Origin of the sequence: Bradyrhizobium sp. INPA03-11B, from assembly GCF_040446015.1 — a bacterium.
In the GTDB taxonomy this organism is placed as follows: Bacteria; Pseudomonadota; Alphaproteobacteria; order Rhizobiales; family Xanthobacteraceae; genus Bradyrhizobium; species Bradyrhizobium macuxiense_A.
Window position 1 is genome coordinate 1 of sequence record NZ_JASGSR010000090.1, and the last position, 19,867, is coordinate 19,867.

General features: G+C 58.6%; 14 protein-coding genes and 1 pseudogene. 7 read left to right on the plus strand and 8 right to left on the minus strand.

What is annotated here, in order from left to right; genetic code table 11:
• Window positions 1-60 precede the first annotated feature (60 nt).
• From QMZ05_RS29310 to QMZ05_RS29340, 7 genes and pseudogenes are all read left to right on the plus strand, one after another.
• Complete coding sequence (locus QMZ05_RS29310; RefSeq protein ID WP_353703940.1) at window positions 61-342, plus strand: flavin reductase family protein; 282 nt, start codon at window positions 61-63, stop codon at window positions 340-342.
• 1,211 nt (window positions 343-1,553) lie between these two features.
• Entirely contained in the window at window positions 1,554-1,823 is a 270-nt protein-coding gene (locus QMZ05_RS29315; RefSeq protein ID WP_353703919.1) for a hypothetical protein, read from the plus strand.
• Window positions 1,824-2,003: 180 nt separating this feature from the next.
• Window positions 2,004-3,539 (plus strand): long-chain fatty acid--CoA ligase, encoded by a 1,536-nt coding sequence (locus QMZ05_RS29320; RefSeq protein ID WP_353703920.1) that lies wholly within the window; start codon window positions 2,004-2,006, stop codon window positions 3,537-3,539.
• A gap of 264 nt (window positions 3,540-3,803) precedes the next feature.
• Window positions 3,804-5,150 carry an MFS transporter gene (locus QMZ05_RS29325; RefSeq protein WP_353703941.1) on the plus strand — a complete coding sequence of 449 codons (1,347 nt, stop codon included), beginning with the start codon at window positions 3,804-3,806 and terminating at the stop codon, window positions 5,148-5,150.
• A gap of 445 nt (window positions 5,151-5,595) precedes the next feature.
• A complete protein-coding gene (locus QMZ05_RS29330) occupies window positions 5,596-5,997 on the plus strand; it encodes a transposase (RefSeq protein ID WP_260380902.1) in 402 nt (133 codons plus the stop codon).
• The gene (gene tnpB, locus QMZ05_RS29335; protein ID WP_353703921.1) at window positions 5,994-6,341 is read left to right on the plus strand and encodes an IS66 family insertion sequence element accessory protein TnpB; all 348 of its coding nucleotides are present in this window, start codon (window positions 5,994-5,996) and stop codon (window positions 6,339-6,341) included. Before QMZ05_RS29330 ends, tnpB begins: the two co-directional genes overlap by 4 nt.
• Before the next feature lie 45 nt (window positions 6,342-6,386).
• Window positions 6,387-8,039, plus strand: a pseudogene (locus QMZ05_RS29340) (IS66 family transposase).
• 299 nt (window positions 8,040-8,338) lie between these two features.
• Here the strand turns inward: QMZ05_RS29340 and QMZ05_RS29345 are convergent.
• The 8 genes from QMZ05_RS29345 to nodU form a co-directional block, all read right to left on the minus strand.
• On the minus strand, window positions 8,339-9,181 hold the full coding sequence (locus QMZ05_RS29345) for an electron transfer flavoprotein subunit beta/FixA family protein (RefSeq protein ID WP_353703922.1): 843 nt from the start codon (window positions 9,179-9,181) through the stop codon (window positions 8,339-8,341).
• 506 nt (window positions 9,182-9,687) lie between these two features.
• The gene (gene nifA, locus QMZ05_RS29350) at window positions 9,688-11,472 is read right to left on the minus strand and encodes a nif-specific transcriptional activator NifA (RefSeq protein WP_353703923.1); all 1,785 of its coding nucleotides are present in this window, start codon (window positions 11,470-11,472) and stop codon (window positions 9,688-9,690) included.
• A 149-nt stretch (window positions 11,473-11,621) separates the two neighbouring features.
• Window positions 11,622-12,407 (minus strand): SDR family oxidoreductase, encoded by a 786-nt coding sequence (locus tag QMZ05_RS29355; RefSeq protein WP_353703942.1) that lies wholly within the window; start codon window positions 12,405-12,407, stop codon window positions 11,622-11,624.
• Window positions 12,408-12,946: 539 nt separating this feature from the next.
• Window positions 12,947-13,966 (minus strand): nodulation protein NodZ, encoded by a 1,020-nt coding sequence (locus QMZ05_RS29360; protein WP_353703924.1) that lies wholly within the window; start codon window positions 13,964-13,966, stop codon window positions 12,947-12,949.
• Between the two features lie 257 nt (window positions 13,967-14,223).
• Complete coding sequence (locus QMZ05_RS29365; RefSeq protein WP_353703925.1) at window positions 14,224-16,269, minus strand: carbamoyltransferase; 2,046 nt, start codon at window positions 16,267-16,269, stop codon at window positions 14,224-14,226.
• Between the two features lie 171 nt (window positions 16,270-16,440).
• On the minus strand, window positions 16,441-17,229 hold the full coding sequence (locus QMZ05_RS29370) for an ABC transporter permease (protein WP_353703926.1): 789 nt from the start codon (window positions 17,227-17,229) through the stop codon (window positions 16,441-16,443).
• A gap of 4 nt (window positions 17,230-17,233) precedes the next feature.
• The gene (gene nodI / locus QMZ05_RS29375) at window positions 17,234-18,154 is read right to left on the minus strand and encodes a nodulation factor ABC transporter ATP-binding protein NodI (protein ID WP_353703927.1); all 921 of its coding nucleotides are present in this window, start codon (window positions 18,152-18,154) and stop codon (window positions 17,234-17,236) included.
• Window position 18,155: 1 nt separating this feature from the next.
• On the minus strand, window positions 18,156-19,865 hold the full coding sequence (nodU, locus tag QMZ05_RS29380) for a nodulation protein NodU (RefSeq protein WP_353703928.1): 1,710 nt from the start codon (window positions 19,863-19,865) through the stop codon (window positions 18,156-18,158).
• Window positions 19,866-19,867: the final 2 nt, after the last annotated feature.

Consider the following 19,867-nt stretch of genomic DNA (forward strand, 5'->3'; position numbering starts at 1 on the left):
GTCGCCATCAATTCCAGATCTGAGGCTCATGACGCGATACTCGCCTCCAGAAGTTTTGGAGTGAGTCTTCTCCGGGGTGATCAGGAGGACCTCGCGCTACGATTTGGCGGCCGGGATGCCGCTAAAGGTGCCCATCGCTTCGATACGGCGCAGTGGAATCAGGGCGTTCTCGATGTGCCACTTTTGCAGGGCGCAGTTTGCACGCTCGAGTGCATCTTGCACGATCACATGACGATTGGCACACATAGCATCTTCATTGGCCGAGTTGTCGCGACCCGACCCGGTCATGGTGAGCCATTGATCAACTTGCAAGGCGCGCTTCGAACCTTACCGCATGACTGAGTGCAGTCTCTGTGTACCGTCTCTATCCGGAACGAACATCGGCCGGATTAATTCGAAGGCCGCAATGAGGAGCCGAGCAATGGTGATAGAATATTCCCCACAAACGGGCCTCCAATTGGTGAATCCTTCGGATTTTTGCAACTTCAAGGTCGTATTGAAGGGCCCAGTTAACCCTAGCACTTCAGCCTTGAGAGGGATCACGCTCGTTGACCAAGACAATGCATTGGTCCCTATTGATCTAGTGCCTACGCTTCCCGGTCGCCCCAGGGACTATGAGACCTGGGAAACAGCGTACGCCAAGATGGTCGCAAGCGCCCGGGAACGCGGCTGGATTGACGCCGACGCCAATGCGATTCGCGCACACATCGAAAGCAGCCTCTGATCGGCGCAGTCCCAATCGATTCGAAGGCGACGCAAGTCTGGACCAATCGTTCATTTGACGTTGTGAACTCAACGTTAGCCGCGGTGCCCGCCAGTTCGATAACGCCGACTCATGTCGACAGGCAACAGCGACATTGTGGCGAGAAGACCAAAGTCAGCACTCAAGCCCACCCACCACAATTGGCAGGCCTGTCGATCTTCCGACTTTCGTGCCGCGAACGTAATCTTGCAAAGTCGCAGGTTCGCGAAGGAAGCCCTTGCTCGTTGCCGAGTTGGTCCGTTGTCGCCTTCCTCACCAACGTCGCTGTAAATGTCAGGCTTCCAATTCGTACCAGACGCCGGGGCTGCGTTCAGCCAATGAGCCCCGGAGCTTCGGACATATTCACAATGCGGAGCCAAAGGGCTTGAATCGGACGTAACGTTAAGTTGTACGGTCTCAGGGAGGTGGCGTCAGTCTCGGGACAGGCCGAGGTAAGGATCGCGAATGTCTCAACGTCTCAGAATCACGCCGCAAATGTTCATTTCAATCCCGACTCCCGATGACCGGCGTCGTCGAACTTCATCCTACTCCCCTGCCCGCCTCCAGGGTTTCAGGCCTTCGAAACCGAGTCCCTCGAGTGGCTGGAATAGGTCCCGAAGCCGGTTCGACGAACGAACCTTTTCGTTCTGTTCGTTAAAGTTGGCGGGCGCCGCTGATCTGGCGCCAGCATCTCGCGAATGCGCGAGGATCAACCGATCGCTGGCGTTCTCAACGGGCTTGGGTTGTAAGTGTCGCTCGGCATGACTGGTGCGACATTGGAAAAGATTGCCTGGCACCTCGGAGCGGCACGGTGAAAAAGCCCGATGGCGCCAAGAAGGTTCTATTGATCGACCACACTGAGGGCCAATGCCGAGCCATTGTCGGATTCAAAGATGGAGATGCCAGAGCAGCCTATATGTGCGGCGAGCCCGTAATTCGAAGACCAGGCAAGAAACAATCGTCGTGGTGCGAGTATCACCACTGGCAGATGCATGCAAACAATGCCGAGCAAAACTCAGCAGTTGAGCAGGTACCGAAGCTTTCAATTCTCAAGGGGCATCCATCGAGGCAAGGCCCATGACAAATGACATCATCAAAAGCTGCATTTTCCTGTTAGGACCGCCTGATGATCGTCCCCGCCTGGGGGCCACTCGACGCAACAGCCCACGATTGGGATCGCGCGATGGACTTCATAGGCTCAGCGATCTGATGCCTCGGGGCAGACGTATTGCGCCGATCTCAACGATGGGGACGACCTGAGGTGAATCTCTGCACACTGATTGAGCGTAACGCGTCGTTCGCTCCCGACAAACCCGCGATCCATTTCGATGGGCAGACTTTAAGCTACGCCGCCTTCAATCAAAGGATCGAGCATGTCGCTCGCGCCCTACAAAGCGAGCTCGGCGTCGAGAAAGGTGACCGCATCGCGATCCTCAGCCAGAACCGCCCTGACTATCTGGCCCTGCTTTATGCCTGCGCGCGGCTCGGCGCAATCCTCGTGCCACTGAACTGGCGACTTGCGGTCGGCGAGCAGCTCTTCATCCTGTCCGACGCCGGCGCCAAGGTGCTCGTTCTTGAACACGTCTTCGACGCACTCCTGCCAGCTCTGACGGAGCAACTGCCCGACACGCTCGTTGTCGGCCTGGATTTTGAGCCTTCCGGCGGGAGCAAGTGGGGCAGCCTGCTGGAGCGAGGCTGCAGCGACGGTCGCAATCCCGAGGCAGACCTGTCCTGCCCTCTTCTGATTGTCTATACGTCAGGGACCACAGGGCGACCGAAAGGGGCCGTGCTGCGTCAGGAATCGTTGCTGTGGAATGGGGTTATGAGTCAGCACATGCATGACCTCAGCTCGGCCGATCATGTCTTGACAGTGTTGCCTTTGTTTCACGTTGGCGGCCTGAATATCCAGACTACGCCAGCGTTGCATCACGGCGCGACGGTTACTATTCACTCGCGTTTTACGCCAGAGGCGACGCTTGCTGCGTTTGAGCGCGACCGGCCTACGCTGGCAGTTTTGGTGCCTGCCACGATACAAGCCCTGACCAACCATCCTCGATGGGCGAGGACAGACTTATCCTCCGTGAAGGCAATTTGCACTGGTTCGACAATGGTGCCGCAGCACCTTAGCGAACGCTTTGCCGCGCGCGGGGTGCCAGTCCTGCAGGTTTACGGTTCGACAGAGACTTGCCCCATTGCAGTATATACGAGACTCGGCGGCGATCTTGCGCGTGGGGAGTCGACCGGTTTACCTGGTCTATGCTGTGAAGCGACGATCATCGACGATGCAGGCAATGCGTTGCAGCCAGACACCCCAGGTGAGATCGCAGTGCGCGGGCCCAGTATCTTCTGCGGATATTGGGGCAATCAACAAGCAACACGCGAGGCATTTCATAACGGCTGGTATCGTACTGGTGACATCGGCCGCCGCGATGCCGATGGGTATTTCTGGATTCTTGATCGCAAGAAGAATCTGATCATTTCCGGCGGAGAAAATATCTACGCAGCGGAAATCGAGCGTGCGCTGATGGAACATCCTGATGTCGCCGAATGCGCCGTCATTGGTCGGCCCGATCAGCGCTGGGATGAAGTGCCAATCGCTTATGTGATCAGGCAACCGGGGGCTCGTATCGAAGCGGATGCACTGACAGCGCATGTCCAATCGCGGCTCGCCCGCTTCAAGACGCCACGCGAAATCATTTTCACGGAAGAATTGCCGCGAACGGCGTTGGGAAAAGTTCAGCATTTCACGCTGAAGACAATCGATACTCGATCGAGCCATCAAGAAAGCAGCGATTGACTTTCCGCGGGCTGACGTCGGACACAATATTTCCGTTGCCATCGACAGGTCCGCGGGTGGTTCCTCGCTGAACATCGCAAAACAAATCTGAAACTTTGTGCGGCCAGGCCACCGTCGCCGAAAATATGCCGAAAAGATCAGGCGCTTTCGGGTCGGCCGGTAGTTTCTATGACGAGAGATTCCGGCCTAAGTTGCAGTTGGGCGGGCGTGAGGTTTTTCCGCAACCGGCCATTTCAGACGGGGAGGAAACTCGCAGTGTCACAAATGATCATCGCGCAGGCACCTACGGTGAAATCGCGCATCGGCCCAATTTTGCGTGCGACTAGCGGCAATTTTCTGGAGCAGTTCGACTTTTTTCTGTTCGGCTTTTACGCCAGCGCCATTGGGAAGGCATTCTTCCCGTCCGAGAGCGAGACGGCTTCGCTGCTCAACACCTTCGGCGTGTTCTGGCTGGGCGCCTTGATGCGGCCGGTCGGCGCGATCGTGCTCGGAGCCTATATTGACAAGATTGGCCGTCGGCAAGGTCTGATCGTGACGCTCTCAATCATGGCAATCGGTACTGTGATCATCGCCTTCTGTCCCAGTTACGCGACGATCGGCATTGCTGCCCCCATCATTGTGCTGGCTGGGCGGCTGCTGCAGGGCTTTTCCGCCGGCGTCGAGGTTGGCGGCGTCTCGGTCTACCTGTCGGAAATTGCAACTCCGGGCAAGCGTGGTTTCTACACCTCGTTCCAGTCTTCCAGCCAGCAGGTCGCGATCTTTGTCGCGGCGATTGTTGGCTACGTGCTGAACGAATCGATGTCGGTCGAAACAGTAGCTGCCTGGGGCTGGCGCATCCCGTTCTTTCTCGGCTGCCTCATTATTCCGCTTATCTTCTTCCTGCGCCGGACGCTGGAGGAAACGCCAGAATTTCTGGCCATGAAGAAGCATCCTACGGCCCGCGAGGTCTTTGCCTCGGCCCTCACCAACTGGCGCGTCATCATTCTCGGAATGATGATCGCGATCTTGACTACAACGACGTTCTATTTCGTCACAGTCTACACGCCCACATTCGGCAGGAACGTCTTGAAACTTTCCACCCAGGACGCTCTCTTGGTGACGCTTTTGGTTGCTGTCAGCAACTTCATCTGGAATCCAATTGGCGGCGCCGTCTCCGATCGAGTTGGCCGCAAGCCGGTTTTGCTAACCATTGCGGGCCTTGCATTGTTGACCACCTATCCGGCATTGCACTGGTTGGTAAGCGCACCCACTTTCGGCAAAATGCTGGCGGTCGCAATGATGTTCTCGTTCTATTTCGGCATCTATAGCGGCACTATGCTCGGCGCTCTTGTTGAGATCGTACCGTCGCATGTGCGCACAACCTGCTTCTCTCTGGCTTTCGCACTCGCGGCCGCGTTATTTGGCACCTTTACGCCACTCGCCTCGACTTGGTTAATCGACCGAACAGATGATAAGGCTTCACCTGGCCTTTGGCTGATGTTTGCAGCCCTGCTCGGCATCATCGCGGCACTCACCGTCTATCCAGGGACCGCCAAGCCATCGAAAGCTGCGAAGCCGTCCCGGCCTGAACGGCTGGGCAAGGCTTTAGGCGTACAAGCCACACCACGGTAGCCCTCGGTCCCACGCTTAAGTCAAGATTCGCCATTGCGGCCATATAATGAACCTTGGCCAAGGGCGTCCAGACAGCGATGGGTCCAATACCGCCGCACGGAGCTTCATCCTCCTGATCATCCTCTACCCAGCCCTCCACCGGTATCGGCGCGTTTCCTCGCGTTGATGCCGGGTGGGCTGACCGTCTGCGCCAACATTGTCTTGCTTTTGTTGAGTTATTTGGACCAGCCAGCTTCCGCCGTTCGCGCCAAGTCGGCCATTTCTGGTTCGGCAGGCTGCCCAGCGGTATCGGGCAGAGGCAAGGCCAGGTTAGCAGATGCGGTTATTGCGCGGCTGACGATGCGACTCCGTTTTGACGAGCTGTTATGTATCCCTCCGCCAAAGGCCGCCTTGTTTGACGAACGTGATCGCTGCAGGTCCTAGGGGTAATCCTAGGAGAAGCGCTATGACGATTTCGCGGGCGGAGGTGATCACATCGGTCGAGCGGCGGCGCCGGTGGTCGCAGGATGAGAAGGAACGGCTAGTTGCAGCATCGCTTGAGCCCGGAGCTAATGTTTCCGAGGTGGCTCGCATGGCCGGCCTTCATGTGAGCCAGCTCTTCCGATGGCGGAAAGAGCTTTGTAAGCAGGGCGAAGCGAGTATAGCGCCGTTCGTGCCGGTCGAGATTGGGCCGTCTGTGCCGGCGCGAGAGGTGGCCGAAGCGCCATCGACGACGGTGCCGGCGCGTCGACGGAAGAGCCAGGGCATCATCGAGATCGATCTTGGTAGCGGACACCGCATCCGGGTCGATGGCGACGTTGATGGAGACGCGCTGCGGCGAGTTCTCGATGCCCTGGTGCGTCGATGATCCCGGTTCCGACCGGCGTGCGAGTGTGGCTCGCGACAGGCTACACGGATATGCGCAGAGGCTTTCCGTCGTTGGCACTCCAGGTGCAGGAGGTGCTGCGCAAGGACCCGCTCAGCGGTCATCTGTTCGTGTTCCGCGGTCGCCGAAGCGATCTTGTGAAGGTGATCTGGCACGATGGTCAGGGAGCATGCCTGTTCACTAAAAGACTCGAGAGAGGAAGGTTCATCTGGCCTTCGGTTGCGGGCGAAGCAGTGACGATCTCGACGGCGCAGATGAGCTATCTGTTATCCGGAATAGATTGGCGCAATCCGCAAGAAACCCAGCGTCCGACGCGGGTCGGATAGCCGTTTTGGGTTTGAATCTGCTGCTTGATCTGATTCAATGGCTTCATGACGTCGAAGCCGGACGACCTTCCATCGGATCTTGCGAGTGCCTTGGCGGCGCTGCAGGCCGAGCGTGAGGCGCGGCTGCGAGCCGAGGCGATGGCTGCCAGCGCGCAAGCGGAGCTGTCGGACAACGCTGCGCTGATCGCGCACCTTGAGCTGCGGATCGAGAAGCTCAAGCGCGAACTGTACGGACAGCGCTCCGAGCGCATGGCACGGCTGCTCGAGCAGCTGGAGTTAGAGCTCGAAGACCTCGTCACCACGGCGAGCGAGGATGAGCTTGCGGCGCAGGCCGCAGCGGCGAAGACGCAGAACGTCCGTCCCTTCACGCGCAAGCGGCCGGTGCGCAAGCCCTGGCCGGACGACATCGAACGCGAGCGCGTCGTTATCGAGGCCCCGAAGAGCTGTGCCTGCTGCGGCGGATCGCGTCTGGCGAAGCTGGGCGAGGATGTGACCGAGACGCTGGAGGAGATCCCACGCCGGTTCAAGCTGATTGAGACGGTGCGGGAAAAGTTCACCTGCCGCGATTGCGAGAAGATCAGTCAACCGCCGGCACCGTTCCATGCCACGCCGCGCGGCTTCATCGGTCCGCAATTGCTGGGGACGATCCTGTTCGACAAGTTCGGCATGCATATCCCGCTCAATCGCCAGAGCGCGCGCTTCAAGTGCGAGAGGATCGACCTGCCATTGTCGACGCTCGCTGACCAGGTCGGCCACGGAACCTTCGCCGTCATGCCGCTGTTCCAGCTGATCGAGCGTCATGTGCTCGCAGCCGAGCGCCTTCATGGCGACGACACCACCATCCGCATCCTGGCCAAGGGCAAGTGCACGACCGGGCGAATCTAGACCTATGTGCGGGATGACCGGCCCTACGGGGGGCCTGCGCCGCCGGCGGCGGTCTATTACGCCTCGAGCGACCGACGGGGCGAACATCCCCAGGAGCATCTGGCCGCCTTCGCTGGCATCCTGCAAGCCGATTGCTATAGCGGCTTCGAGCCGTTGTTCGACCCGCAAAGGAAAGCGATGCCGATCACGCCGGCATTTTGCTTCGCCCATGCGCGGCGGGGCTTCTTCGAGCTGGCCGATATCGAGAAGGACGCCAGGGAAGGCAGCAAGGGTAAACCGGTCTCCCCGATCGCGCTGGAGGCGGTCAGACGCCTTGACGTCCTGTTCGAGATCGAGTGCGCCATCAACGGCCGCAGCGCCGACGAGCGGCGTGCCGTGCGCCAGGAGAAAAGCAAGCCGCTGCTCGACGACATGCACGCCTGGCTGCTCCGCGAGCGAGAAACCCTCTCGCGCTCCTCCGAGGTCCTGAAGCCCATGAATTACATGCTCAGGCGCTGGGACGACTTCGCCCGCTTCCTCGACGAAGGCAGGATCTGCCTCAGCAACAACGCCGCAGAAAGAGCCTTGCGCGGCATCGCTTTGGGAAGGCGCAATTGGACCTTCGCCGGCAGCCAGCGCGGCGCCGACCGCGCCGCCATCATGCTGACCATGATCACGACCTGCCGCCTCAACGATATCGATCCCAAGGCCTGGCTCGCCGACGTCCTGGCCCGGATCGCTGATCTTCCTGCTTCCCGTCTGCACGAACTGTTGCCCTGGGAATGGAAGCTTTTGCGCCAGGCCAGCGAGCCCACCGATCAGCAGGCCGCCTGACCTGCACACAACGCAATCATAGTGCTCGCCGCGCTCCCGCGCATGCGTCAATCAAGCGGCCTTCGTCGTATGCGTACGCTGTTATTCGATCCAGGAGATTTTGCGGGCTCGAACTACAGCACATTCCTGCTGCGCTTTGCCATGGTCGACGCCTTGGCGGTTTCCGGCCCAATCTGGCCCCGACCATTGCTATCGACCTCTCGGTTTCGATCATGCCATCTCCTTCCTGGCAGTGGTGCGTCCCTCCGCGAGCAAGCCGTGTGCTCTGATAACATTGCTCATCGCCAAGCTCCTCAAGATCAGGCATCTCGCGCCAGTGTCGCAAGGTCGGTTTCAAGCTTGGGTTGGTGCTTGAAGATGGCGTCAATCAACGCTTGCGCCGGCTGCTCGGCGGCCTCCACCAGCGCAGCTTTCTCAGCGCGCGCGGAGGGGGCAAACACCCGCTTGACAACGGTCGGGGAGCCCTTGAGACCGCATCTGGAGAGGTCTTCGACGCCAGCGTCTTGCGCGCTCCATTTCACGAGCGGCGCGCGAGCGGCACGCAATGCATCGGCCATGGCACCGCGGCGAATCTGGTTGGTCGCCTCCAGCATGGTAATGAGACACGGCAATCTGGTGTGCAGGACCTGGACACCGCCTTCGGAGCGCCGCTCTGCTTCAATCGTACGCGCGGTGAGGTCCAGGGCTCTGACCTTAGCGACATAGGTCAACTGCAGCACGCCGAGCCGTTTCGCGATGCCGGGGCCAACCTGCGCGGTGTCACCGTCGATCGTCTGCTTGCCAGTAAAGATGAGGTCAGGCGGACCATATTCCTTAGCGATCTTTCGGATGGCGGTCGCCAGTGCGTAAGTTGTTGCCAGCGTGTCGGAGCCCGCGAAGCAGCGGTCGGTGAGCAGAACGGCACGATCGGCGCCAAAGGTCAGCGCCTTGCGTAGGGAATCCTCGGCCGAGGGGGGGCCCATTGTAAGTACGGTAATTTCGCCGGCAAACTGATCGCGCAGCTGCAGCGCGGCCTCCAGCGCGAAGAGGTCATATGGATTGATGATGGTCGGCACGCCCTGGCGCATGATCGTATTGGTCACCGGGTGCACGCGGATCTGCGCGGAGTCGGGAACCTGCTTGATGCAGACGACACTGTGCATATGCTTCTCCAGAAGTTGCTGTAGCTTGACCATCCGGACAGCAAGTGTCGTACCAACGCGCGATGGCTCAAGATTCGGCTCGAAGGCAACGGCTTAGGCGAAATGGCAGTAGCCGCCCGACGTTCGCCGACAAAACACAATCGACCTTCGTGGTTGCTGCGACAGCGTCTTGCTAGTGGCATGGTGTGTGGCCGATCTGATCGAGGAGAGCTCAACTTAACGGAAGGCGCTTCTACCCGAGTCAATCCAGACGCAGATCATCCCGCCGCAGCGGGCCCAGCGCTTAAGGGCGCCCCTGGTTCCGGACCCGATTCCAGCGGTTGATGCTTCGCACCGCGAGGAGCAAGTCGATCGCTCGTAGACCAGGTCAATTTCTCCTGTGCCCGCAGTTCCCGTCGACCATGATCAATCCGGCGCCGACGCACCGAGCGCATCGGATCGTGTACCTGATCGTCTTGGTCACGGTTGTTGCAGGTTGGGGATGGGGCGCGAGTCCGATAGCGTGCTCAAAACCGCTTGATCTCGATGCCGTATTTCCTCAGCGCGTAGCCTATCTGGCGCGGCGTTAATCCCAGCAGGCGCGCTGCCTTGGCCTGTACCCACCCGGATCTTTCCATGGCGGCAATGACCCGCTCACGATCAGTTATCTTCGCGCCACTTACCAAGGCTGCGCCCGCAGGTGCCAGCGGAGCGAGCTCGCCGCCGACAGGCGAGGCTGGCGCAGCAGCTTCTGTTAGCGGCGCAGCGACCCTCACGGCCATGGACGCGCTCGGTCCCGGCTCCTGCGCTATCTCGTCCGATCTGCTCTTCCACAGCACCGAAGACAGACACTGACCATGGCAGCATGCAAAGTCATTTTTGACGATCGATGGTCCAGGCGCTAGGGTCGCAGTGCGCGCGACGCAATTTTCGAGCTCGCGGATATTGCCGGGAAAGCCGCACTTCATCAGTACTTCAATAGCACTCACATCGAAGGTCAGCGCACGGCCGTTCTCGCGGTTGAATTTTTTGAGAAACTCTGTGGCGAGAAGCGGAATATCGCTGCGCCTTTCACGCAACGGCGGCAGCAGCAAAGGAACCACGTTGACCCGATAATAGAGGTCGGCGCGGAACTCATTCCTTGCCACAGCCTCTTCAAGGTTCTTGTTGGTAGCGGCAATTACGCGAACATCGACTTTTATTGTCTGGTTACTACCGACACGCTCGAATTCCTGCTCTTGCAGGACGCGCAGCAACTTGGCCTGGAACGAGGCTGAGATCTCGCCGATCTCGTCCAAGAACAACGTCCCTTTGTCGGCGAGCTCGAAGCGCCCCTTGCGCGAATTGAATGCGCTGGTAAAGGCCCCCTTCTCATGCCCGAACAATTCGGATTCCAGGACGGTCTCAGGGAGGGCCGCGCAATTAAGCTTAACGAAGGGCCGTTTGGCGCGCAATGAGAGCTCGTGAATAGCCTTGGCGACCAGTTCCTTACCAGTGCCGGATTCGCCGCGCACCAAGACCGTGCTGTTCGATTTGGCTATCACCGCGATCTTCTCCAGCAACGCTCGCAACGGCGGGCTGTCGCCAATGATCCCGTCGATGTGAACCTTTTTACGTTCCCGCGGAGGTTGCTTGAACTCCTGCTTCTGCAGCCGGTCCTTCTCGGTCATCAGCCGCTCGCGGTCGCCCGCAGACAGGCGATGTAGCTTCACCGTCTGGCCCACCAGATTGGCGATCATGGCGAGCAACCGCACGTCGTAATCGAGCCGCCCGCTCGAGCGTTCATCGAGGATGCGATCGATGGTTAGGGTACCGACGACTTTCGCATCAATCCGAATAGGAACGCCGATGAAGGACACTGATATGTCGTCGCAGGCTCCGAGCGCATTTACATCCGCAGCACTGAAAGCCGCCTCCGTTGTTACGTTCTCGGCAATCAGTGGCTTATCGGTCGCTACGATATGGTCAATCGCCTTCTTTGGCAGGCACATCCGGTAGCGCTCGTCGCTGCCTTCGCTCCAGCCGGCGCCCACGGTAATGTCCGGCATTCCATCACCGTCGAAGAGCAAGACGACGCCGTTTCGCATCTGCACAAACGATTGAAGAAGATTGACGACATTGGTCAACGCAACTTCGAGCCGACCGGGCGCAGCCAGCACCTTCGATATCTCGGAAATGCCAGTCAGCGCGCTCTCGCGTGATGACTCAATAGAGACCTCGCGGTCGCCCTCTGACTGTGAGATAAGCTTTTCGCGCGCGGAAGGGATATGCAGCATGACACCTTGTTCGGGTTTGCGAGCTTCGTGTTGCATGTCATTGTCGATCTTGCGTCAAGTTTTGACGAGATGACATAGAAAGATGGCATCTTTTCCTGCACGGCAATTGCATACGCGGATTTGGCGGCAAGCAGGAGTTTCATTGACGTAGCTCAAATCAACTGCGAATTGCTAAGTCTCGCCGACTATAGGTGTTGGCCACCATTGATCGGCATTTCGGTACCCGTGACATAGCTTGCCGCATCTGAGCAGAGAAAGAAGATGACCTTAGCCACTTCTTCGGGCGCGCCCACGCGGCGCAGGGGGATATTTGGCACAAGACGCGCTTCCGTGTCCGGCGACAACATGTCCGTCTTGATCTCCCCGGGGGCGATCGCATTCACGCGAATGCCATGCGGTGCATAATCATGTGCCATTTCGCGGGTGAGACTCGCGAGCGCAGCCTTTGACGTCGCATAGGCGCTGCCGGCAAACGGGTGCACCCGCGAACCCGCGATTGAGGTGACGTTGACAATCGATCCTGACGCGGCTTTCAGCTCGTCCAACAAACCTTGCGCTAGCAGGATCGGTGCCACCAGATTGAGGTGGAACACCCTCATCCACGTTTCGATTGATGTCGTCAACGAGGTCAGCCGGGCGCCATCTGACGTTTTCGGTGAAATGCCAGCATTGTTGATTAACGCGTGCAACGGTGCGCCCGCGAGGCGTTTTTTGACCTCGGCGATCGCGCGCGGCAGCATCCGATGGTCACTGAGGTCGACCTGCAGATGGTCGTCGGCCCCCGACTCCCAAGGGCAGCGCCCGCCATCGAACGGTTGACGGGCGCAAGAAATGATGCGCCATCCCGCTTCCGAAAACAGCTTGGCGGTAGCGTGACCGATGCCGCGGGATGCCCCGGTCAGAAACAGTGTCTTCCGTTCTTCGTGCTGGACGCATGTCCTCTCAGCGTGAAACCGACGGCCCACGTCCACCGCCGACCTCGCACCGGCTACCGGATTGCCGTTTGGTAGATCGATAATCAAGGGGCACCTCCCATCCTCTAGTCGCGCCCACGCGCGCGCTGCAGGATTTGGGCCACTGCGACGACGGGGAATGCTTGGCAGTTTCGCGGCCAAATGTCCTGTTCTGGCGGATTCCAGACACTTCCCGCTTGCTTTCCGACAACAGCAACGCACGACATGGCGAGCCTGGCCTAGAGTGCCCCTCAAGTGTGAACACGCGTTACGACACCGCGTATCGCGGATCCTCAAGGACTAGCCAACCGAGCCGTGACGCTGCTTGATTCCTGCGAAACGTCTACGGGCGATCCCCGGCGTATGAGATTGGTCAGATCGCGGCAGCCTCTGATCCCATCGCTAGGGATAAGGTTCTATGTCGAGAACTCCACCGGGAACCAGCCTGCTCGTCAAATGGCGCGGCAGTGACGCGAAGGCGAATCTGACGTGACCAGCCTCGTACGTGAGCTTCGTCCGCGACGAGCCACAACTGGTATACGCCTGCGTCATTTGCTTCAACGGGGGGGATCGACCAGATTTACGCTTTCATGGAGCTCGAGATCTTCTGGTAGTTCCTCAATCAAGATGACCCGACTCGGATCGTTCAAATCGAACTCAAAAATCCGTGGCACGAAGAGGCGGGCATAGCGCGTGAAGGCGCTCGTCGGCGGGAACCGGATCACGGTGTCGCAGCGCGCGAGAAGATACATCTCGACGAGAGCGGAGGCGCCGCCATCGACCCCGAGCGCCGGACTGTGTAAGGGGCCGGCCTGCTGGGTATGAAAGTGTTTTGGGATAGTGATGAGATCAGGAAACGCAGCCGTGATCCGGTCAAGCACTTGCGCACTGTCCGTGCACAAAAGCACCTTCACAGGCTTTGGGTGCGGTGACGCCTTTGCCTTGTGAATGGCCATGCATACTTGCTGCAACGCGAATTCTGGATCGGCCCAGTAGGGCGCATGCCCCATGATATCTTCGCCGTTGCCGTGCCGCACATGAACACCGATTATGCTATGTCCTGCAAACTGATCTCGATAGATGGCGTCAATCCGCCTCTGGATTTCAGACCGAGGTTGGAGGCTACGAAATATCTGTCGTTCGGCGTCTTCATCGCAACCCCACATCAAGCAGGCGTCACACACCACCGTGTTGGCGTCGCTATCATCTTGGCTTTCAAACAGCTGACGCAGTTCGTCACGCTCTCGGAAAATTTGCTCATCTGGACGGAAGACGCTGTCGATTGAGGGCTTATTCCACCACCGTGGAAAGAATGGGCCGGGGAACGAGAATTGATTGATCTGATCATCGCAGATGACCCGTACGCCAGCAATGTCTTGAATCGGTTCGAAGAACACTGGAAAGGCGTTCACGAATGGCTGATCGAGATAACAGGAGCCCCGCCAGTCGATAGCGAGCGTCCGATTAGTTCGCTTCGCATAACTCCAAGCCGCCGCCAGCGACCACAGGCAATCACCGAACCCCGTGCGTCGGCGAGAAACCACAAACCGCTCATTCATCGAGCCACTAACACGCATTAGCCTTGCCTCGTTCCCGGATACCGGCTGGATAGCGGAGCATGTACACCAGACTCTTCCCGATGCTGTCGTCCCCGATCGTAGTGCAGATCAGTTCCGCTACTAATACTTCACAGCATGACGAGCCGCCGTGTCGGGCCTGCTAATTGCTTACATGCCCGAGGACGTTGCATCAACGCACCTTGAACCCAGTCGGTTAGTACGCCGCGCTACTAACCTAAAGCAACCTTGTGTGAGCACATAGAAAACCGCCATCATCAGCTCCCCTTTACGTTTGAGCGCTGCTTGGATACACGCAAATAGCGTGTGGAGGGATGCAGGTTGACGCGCCGCTGCTCCCACAGACACCGCAGTTCGCTGACGAGAGCTTCACGCCTCGCCTGATCGATTGTCACCGTGTCAAGGAGCTCTCCGAGAACGCCTTCGCCCTTGATCCGCATCAGCAGATCGAACAAATCATGTGAGATCCGCACACTGTTACGACTGGCGTGACCAGTACGGATTTCGCAGACGGTCTCCTGGCGATCTCGCCCGGTATACGCACGAACTTGATAGAGAGATGCATACGGCGGCAACGAAATCGCGAGCGCTGTCCAGTCCTCCAGCTTCGTAGCCCGTTTTTTGACGAGAAATGGCCCGACCACCAGTCCATCCAGGTCTGTTGTCAGAAACGTAGCGATCGCATCTGCAACCGAATCCACGATCGGCTCGGCATTATTGTTAAATGACGTATTGAGCAGGACTGGGATACCGGTCTTCCGCTTGAACGCATTGATGAGGTCCCAGTAGGCCGGATTTGTCTTGTGCGAGACCGTTTGCAGCCGCGCTGTGCCGTCGACGTGAGTGATGGCGCCCAGCAAGTCGCGCTTGGCGTCGCGGACGCGAACGACGAAGTTCATAAAGGGAAAATGGCGCTTGCCCTCAGGAAGTTCGAAAAATTCGTCCGCATCCTCCTCGAGCACTGATGGCGCGAAGGGTCGATAGCCCTCACGCTTCTTGACCATCGCGTTGATTCGGTCCTTGTTGGCGGCCGGCCGCGGATCGGCAAGAATGCTACGATTGCCAAGAGCGCGGGGCCCGAACTCTGACCGACCCTGAACCCAGCCAATCACGGCGCCGTTAGCCATCCAATCTGCCGCACTGCCTGCGACGTCATCACTGCGTTCGATGTCGAGGTGACTGGCCCATGCATTCAGTTCCTGCTCCACCGCGCTATCGCTGCCGAGGTCGGGGCCCCAATAAACCGCCTCAAGGCGCTCACGGGGAGCAGGCCGCCCCAGCTCGTCGGATACCATAAGGGCAGCGCCTAATGCACAACCAGCGTCGTGCGCCGCAGGTTGCACGAAGATATCTTCGAAAAGCCCTGAATACAGAAGCTTACCGTTCACAGTGCAATTGTGTGCCACGCCTCCAGCCAGGCACAACCGCTTCATCCCAGTGAGCTCGCGATAGTGCCTTAGAATATGAAACACAATCCGCTCCAGGGCCTCCTGCAACGAAGCACTGACATCTCGATGCTGCTGCGTGAATGGCACTCCCTTTCTCCGGACCTCGATGTTGCGGAGCAACGCCGGTCCGATTCGGTCCAGATGGACGCGGTAGCCACCATTGTCTGAGAGTTCGTAGAACTGCTCGAAGAGTTCGCGATAGGTTGCAGGGTTACCGTAAGGGGCGAGCCCCATCACCTTATATTCGTCGAATAGCCCGTAACCGAGATATCGAATCGCCTCGAGATAGAACAGCCCCAGAGAGTTACTCTCCGGGAAAGTTGTGAGTTGCTCAATTTGAGTGCCAGAGCCTACCGCCACGAGGCCAGATAGAAAGTCACCGCCTCCGTCGATGGAGAGGATCAGGCTCTGCTCGAAGCCCGACATCGCAAATGCGCTAACGGAATGGGTCAGATGATGGTTCACGAATGAGATGCGTGATGGATCAACCTCGGTACCGAACTCCTGCAACAGCAGATTTTGCAGCAACAGTTTGGCATCCAACGGGATCGAGAGATCCGGCTGCGAAATGACCAATCGTTCGAGCATAGCGTTGCAATAGGCCTCGGTCGCGTAGAACGCGATGCGGTCGATGTCGCAGAGTTGCACCCCGGCTGATGCTAGGCAGTGCTGTATAGCATTGCGTGGGAACTTGTTCGAATGCTTGATTCGATTGAGCCGTTCTTCCTCGATCGCTGCGATCACACGTCCGTCGCGGACCAGTACGGCGGCCCCGTCGTGGAGAAATGTGTTCGGCAGATCGAGTGGATTTTCGTGGACCTTGTCTAGACCGCCGCTCATTCCAAGACACAGCATTTTTCTCTCCATTCACCTGACAGCGAGGCCGCGGTGGCCTGTCACACACTCATTTTCTTATGCGTAAGGTGCATAAACGCTCGGCCTGTCGAGGGCCGTCGGATTCGGGATTCGTCCCAAGCCGAGTTCGCAACAGCACATTATTCGTCTCCTTCGTCCCGTCGCGCTTGGTCAACGCATTAGGCGCCGGCGAAACATCGCCGTGGACAAGAAGAACGGCAGCACCGCATAAACGCAAAGTGCACTGATATGCAGGGCAACGCTGCCCGCCGGGCGTCCGAGCATCGTTGGGCGGATCAGGTCGACCGAATGTGCCAGAGGCAGAAAGCTCGCGACGTGCTGCAATGTGCTTGGTAGTTGATCCAAGGGAAACACGGCGCCGCACAGGAACACCATGGGTGTCATGACGAGCGTTTGGTAGAACACGAAATAATCGTAACTGGGCGCAAGAGATATAACGACCATTGCCAGGCTTGCGAAAACAACGCCAGTGAGCGCAATCGCCGGCATCGAATAGAGAATGGACGGCCACTCCGCATAGCCTAGGATGGCTGCAACAGTCCAAATTGCCGTTCCTGCCAGAACGGCCTTGCTGGCTGCCCAAACTAATTCACCTAAAACGATGTCGCCAAGTGTTAGCTGTGTGGACAGGATGGCATCCCACGTGCGCTGACTATCCATGCGGGCGAAAACCGCATACAGAGTTTCGAACGTCGCGGCAGTCATCGCGCTAGTTGCGACCATGCCAGCCGCGAGAAACGCGATGTATGAAGTGCCGTCAACGCGACCGACAATTATTCCGAGGCCAAAACCAAGGCCAAACAGGTTGGTCATCGGATCGGCGAGGTTCCCGAGAACCGATGCGAGCGCGACTTTCCTCCATGCCAGAAAGTTGCGATGCCACACCGCGACCCAGTTGTATGCGTTGGCGGGCATGACCGGTGAATAACCTTCACTCATCGTTTCAATTCTCCAACTCCCGCCCGGTCACTCTCAGGAACACATCTTCAAGATTCGGAGGACGATGCAGAAGCCGTAGACCCGCGTACCCACGCAGTTGCGCGCGCACCTGCTCCGGATCTGAAGCGTAGCAAAAGAGCGTCTCGCCGCTCACTTCCATGTGTCGCACATAGGGCCTGACCTGCGCACACAGATCACGCGGATTCCCGCCATAGATCTCGACCACGTCACATCCGATATGCGCATCAATCAATTCTTGGGGCTTGCCTTCAGCAATCTTGCGGCCTTGCTCGAGCACGCACAGCCGGTCGCATAATCGCTCGGCCTCTTCCATGAAATGGGTGGTCAAGAGTATCGTCTTGCCCCGTGCCAGCAACACGCGCAAGCGCTCCCAGATCAGGTGCCGAGCGTGTGGATCTAGACCGGTTGTTGGCTCGTCCATTATCAATAGATGCGGGTCGTTGATCAGGGCACGTGCCAGCGTCAACCGCCGCTTCATACCGCCGGATAGCTCCGCAACGCGCGCCTCCGCCTTGCTCTCGAGGCGGGCGAACTCAAGCAGTGATGGCGTGAGCGCTTCGATCTCGCGTGCGCTCTTATTGAAGTAGCGCCCGAATACGAGCAGGTTCTCGCGTACGGTAAAATTGAGCTCAAGGTTGTCGAACTGCGGTACCACACCGATCCGCACTCGCGCCAGGCGAGCGCGTGCGGGCACTGGCTGGCCGAGCACCGTGATCTCGCCCAGGTCCGGCGACACCATCCCGAGGACCATACGCGCAATCGTACTCTTGCCCGCGCCGTTCGGTCCCAGTAGACCGAAGCACTCACCCCGCGCGACCGAGAACGACAGCTCGTTGACAACGATCTTGTCGCCAAAGGCCTTTCTTACGCCGGCAAGGTTGATTGCTAGGGTCGACATGTTCATTTCAGGCTGAAAGAAGTCGTTCAGCCGGCGACGTCTCCCTTACGGCCGTCTTGGTCCAGAGCCGCCCGTCGCACCAAATATGCTCAACACGTCCCCATTGGCAGGCCGCTGCGACATCCGGGAAGAAGCCACGCCCGAGGTGGTTGGCACTTGTATTGCAAAGCAGCGGAATGCCCGTGAGCCGCTCATACTCAACGAGGAGCTCGGCGATCTTGTGTTGAGACGTTCTGGAAACCGTCTGCAATCGCGCAGATCCGTCCAGATGTATAACAGCGGGGATCTTGTCCCGCCATTCCGCCCGTGTCTGGTGATCGAAAAGCATGTAAGGATCTGGGGTACCGGGGCTGAAAATTTCCGGCGCCCGATCCTCCAAACATATCGGCGCTACCGGTCGAAAGCGTTCGCGACGTTTGATGTCGTTGAGATGATCCTTCATTCCTGGGGACGTCGCCGCGGCGAGAATGCTTCTGCCCCCCAAGGCCCGTGGTCCGAGCTCGGCGCGCCCCGCAAGGAAGATCACGGGCTTGTTGTTAGCAAGAAGTGCCGCAAGCTCGCGCATACTGCACGGCACGACCTCCCATTCAGCCGGGATCTCGCTAGCTTGCAGGGCCGGACCACTGTAGACCGACCATTCCAGCGGCACGAAACCATTCTGGGCTGCCATCGCGCAGCAAGCGGCACCGATCGCCGAGCCACTGTCATTCGGAAAGGGCGGAACCCAGACATCGTCGAACAAGCCCGTATCGCGCAGGGCACTGTTCCATTTGATATTGAGCCCGCACCCGCCAGCTATACATAGATTGCGCGCTCCCGGAAGCGACGAGTGCCGCAGCAACGCCATCGCGATTTCTCGAACCAGAAGACGCTCAAGGAAGCAATGAAACGATGCGAGTACATCTTCATGCCGCTTGTCCTTCAATCGCAACGCGCTCGCCTCGAAGAACTCATGCATAGCTGCAAGTGACGGTTCCGCGCTATTGATGTCGGCGCGGTAACGACGAGCTGACGCCGTGTCGGCTGCAAAGTGGCTTTCATAAAGCTCCTGAAACACCGCAATAACATCTTCATCAATAGACCCAAGCGCGATGTACGCCATCAACTTGCCTGCGACACCCAGGTCCCAATTGGTGCGGTCTGCTTTCTTATAGGGTCCGAAGTGATGACCCGCGGCAGCATAAGCATGCCCAATCATCGGGAAGAGACATTCGATCAAACGCGCGCCCCGGCGCTGTACATGGTACAGGCGTGGTGCAATGGAACCGTCCCACACGAGGCAGAACGCCGGCTGTCCGGCTTTGGCAAAGGGGCTGGTGCAATAGGCGGAGGCCACATGGCCTGCGATGTGCGGATAGCTTCTATAAGGGAAGTCGCTTCCGCCGAGCGTCAGGCCAAGGCCGTCACGTGAATCGAGAACGCCATCTGCATGGCGCTCAACATAGGGGGCTCCTTTGAGCGTGAGTGATGCCGCGCCGCTGAGGACTTTGAACTGCGACTCGATCTCCCCGTCCCAGCCGTCGATGACAAAGTGATCAACATCCCTCGGGTTAAGACCATGTTCCGCCAAGGCGGCGACAACTACGTCGAGATTGTCGATAACTTGATACCGCGGGCTATTTCCGCGCTTCTCCTGCTCGACGCAAAAGACCAGCCGTCCGTCTTCGACAAGAGCGACTGCCCCGTCATGGGTCAGCTTGATACCGCAGATGCGCATCG

Coding starts and splice junctions, on each gene's coding strand:
- QMZ05_RS29325 (WP_353703941.1), top strand. CDS start 3,804: ATGATCATCGCGCAGGCACCTACGGTGAAATCGCGCATCGGCCCAATT.
- QMZ05_RS29330 (WP_260380902.1), top strand. CDS start 5,596: ATGACGATTTCGCGGGCGGAGGTGATCACATCGGTCGAGCGGCGGCGC.
- tnpB (WP_353703921.1), top strand. CDS start 5,994: ATGATCCCGGTTCCGACCGGCGTGCGAGTGTGGCTCGCGACAGGCTAC.
- QMZ05_RS29345 (WP_353703922.1), bottom strand. CDS start 9,181: ATGCACAGTGTCGTCTGCATCAAGCAGGTTCCCGACTCCGCGCAGATC.
- nifA (WP_353703923.1), bottom strand. CDS start 11,472: ATGCAACACGAAGCTCGCAAACCCGAACAAGGTGTCATGCTGCATATC.
- QMZ05_RS29360 (WP_353703924.1), bottom strand. CDS start 13,966: ATGCGTGTTAGTGGCTCGATGAATGAGCGGTTTGTGGTTTCTCGCCGA.
- QMZ05_RS29365 (WP_353703925.1), bottom strand. CDS start 16,269: ATGCTGTGTCTTGGAATGAGCGGCGGTCTAGACAAGGTCCACGAAAAT.
- QMZ05_RS29370 (WP_353703926.1), bottom strand. CDS start 17,229: ATGAGTGAAGGTTATTCACCGGTCATGCCCGCCAACGCATACAACTGG.
- nodI (WP_353703927.1), bottom strand. CDS start 18,154: ATGAACATGTCGACCCTAGCAATCAACCTTGCCGGCGTAAGAAAGGCC.
- nodU (WP_353703928.1), bottom strand. CDS start 19,865: ATGCGCATCTGCGGTATCAAGCTGACCCATGACGGGGCAGTCGCTCTT.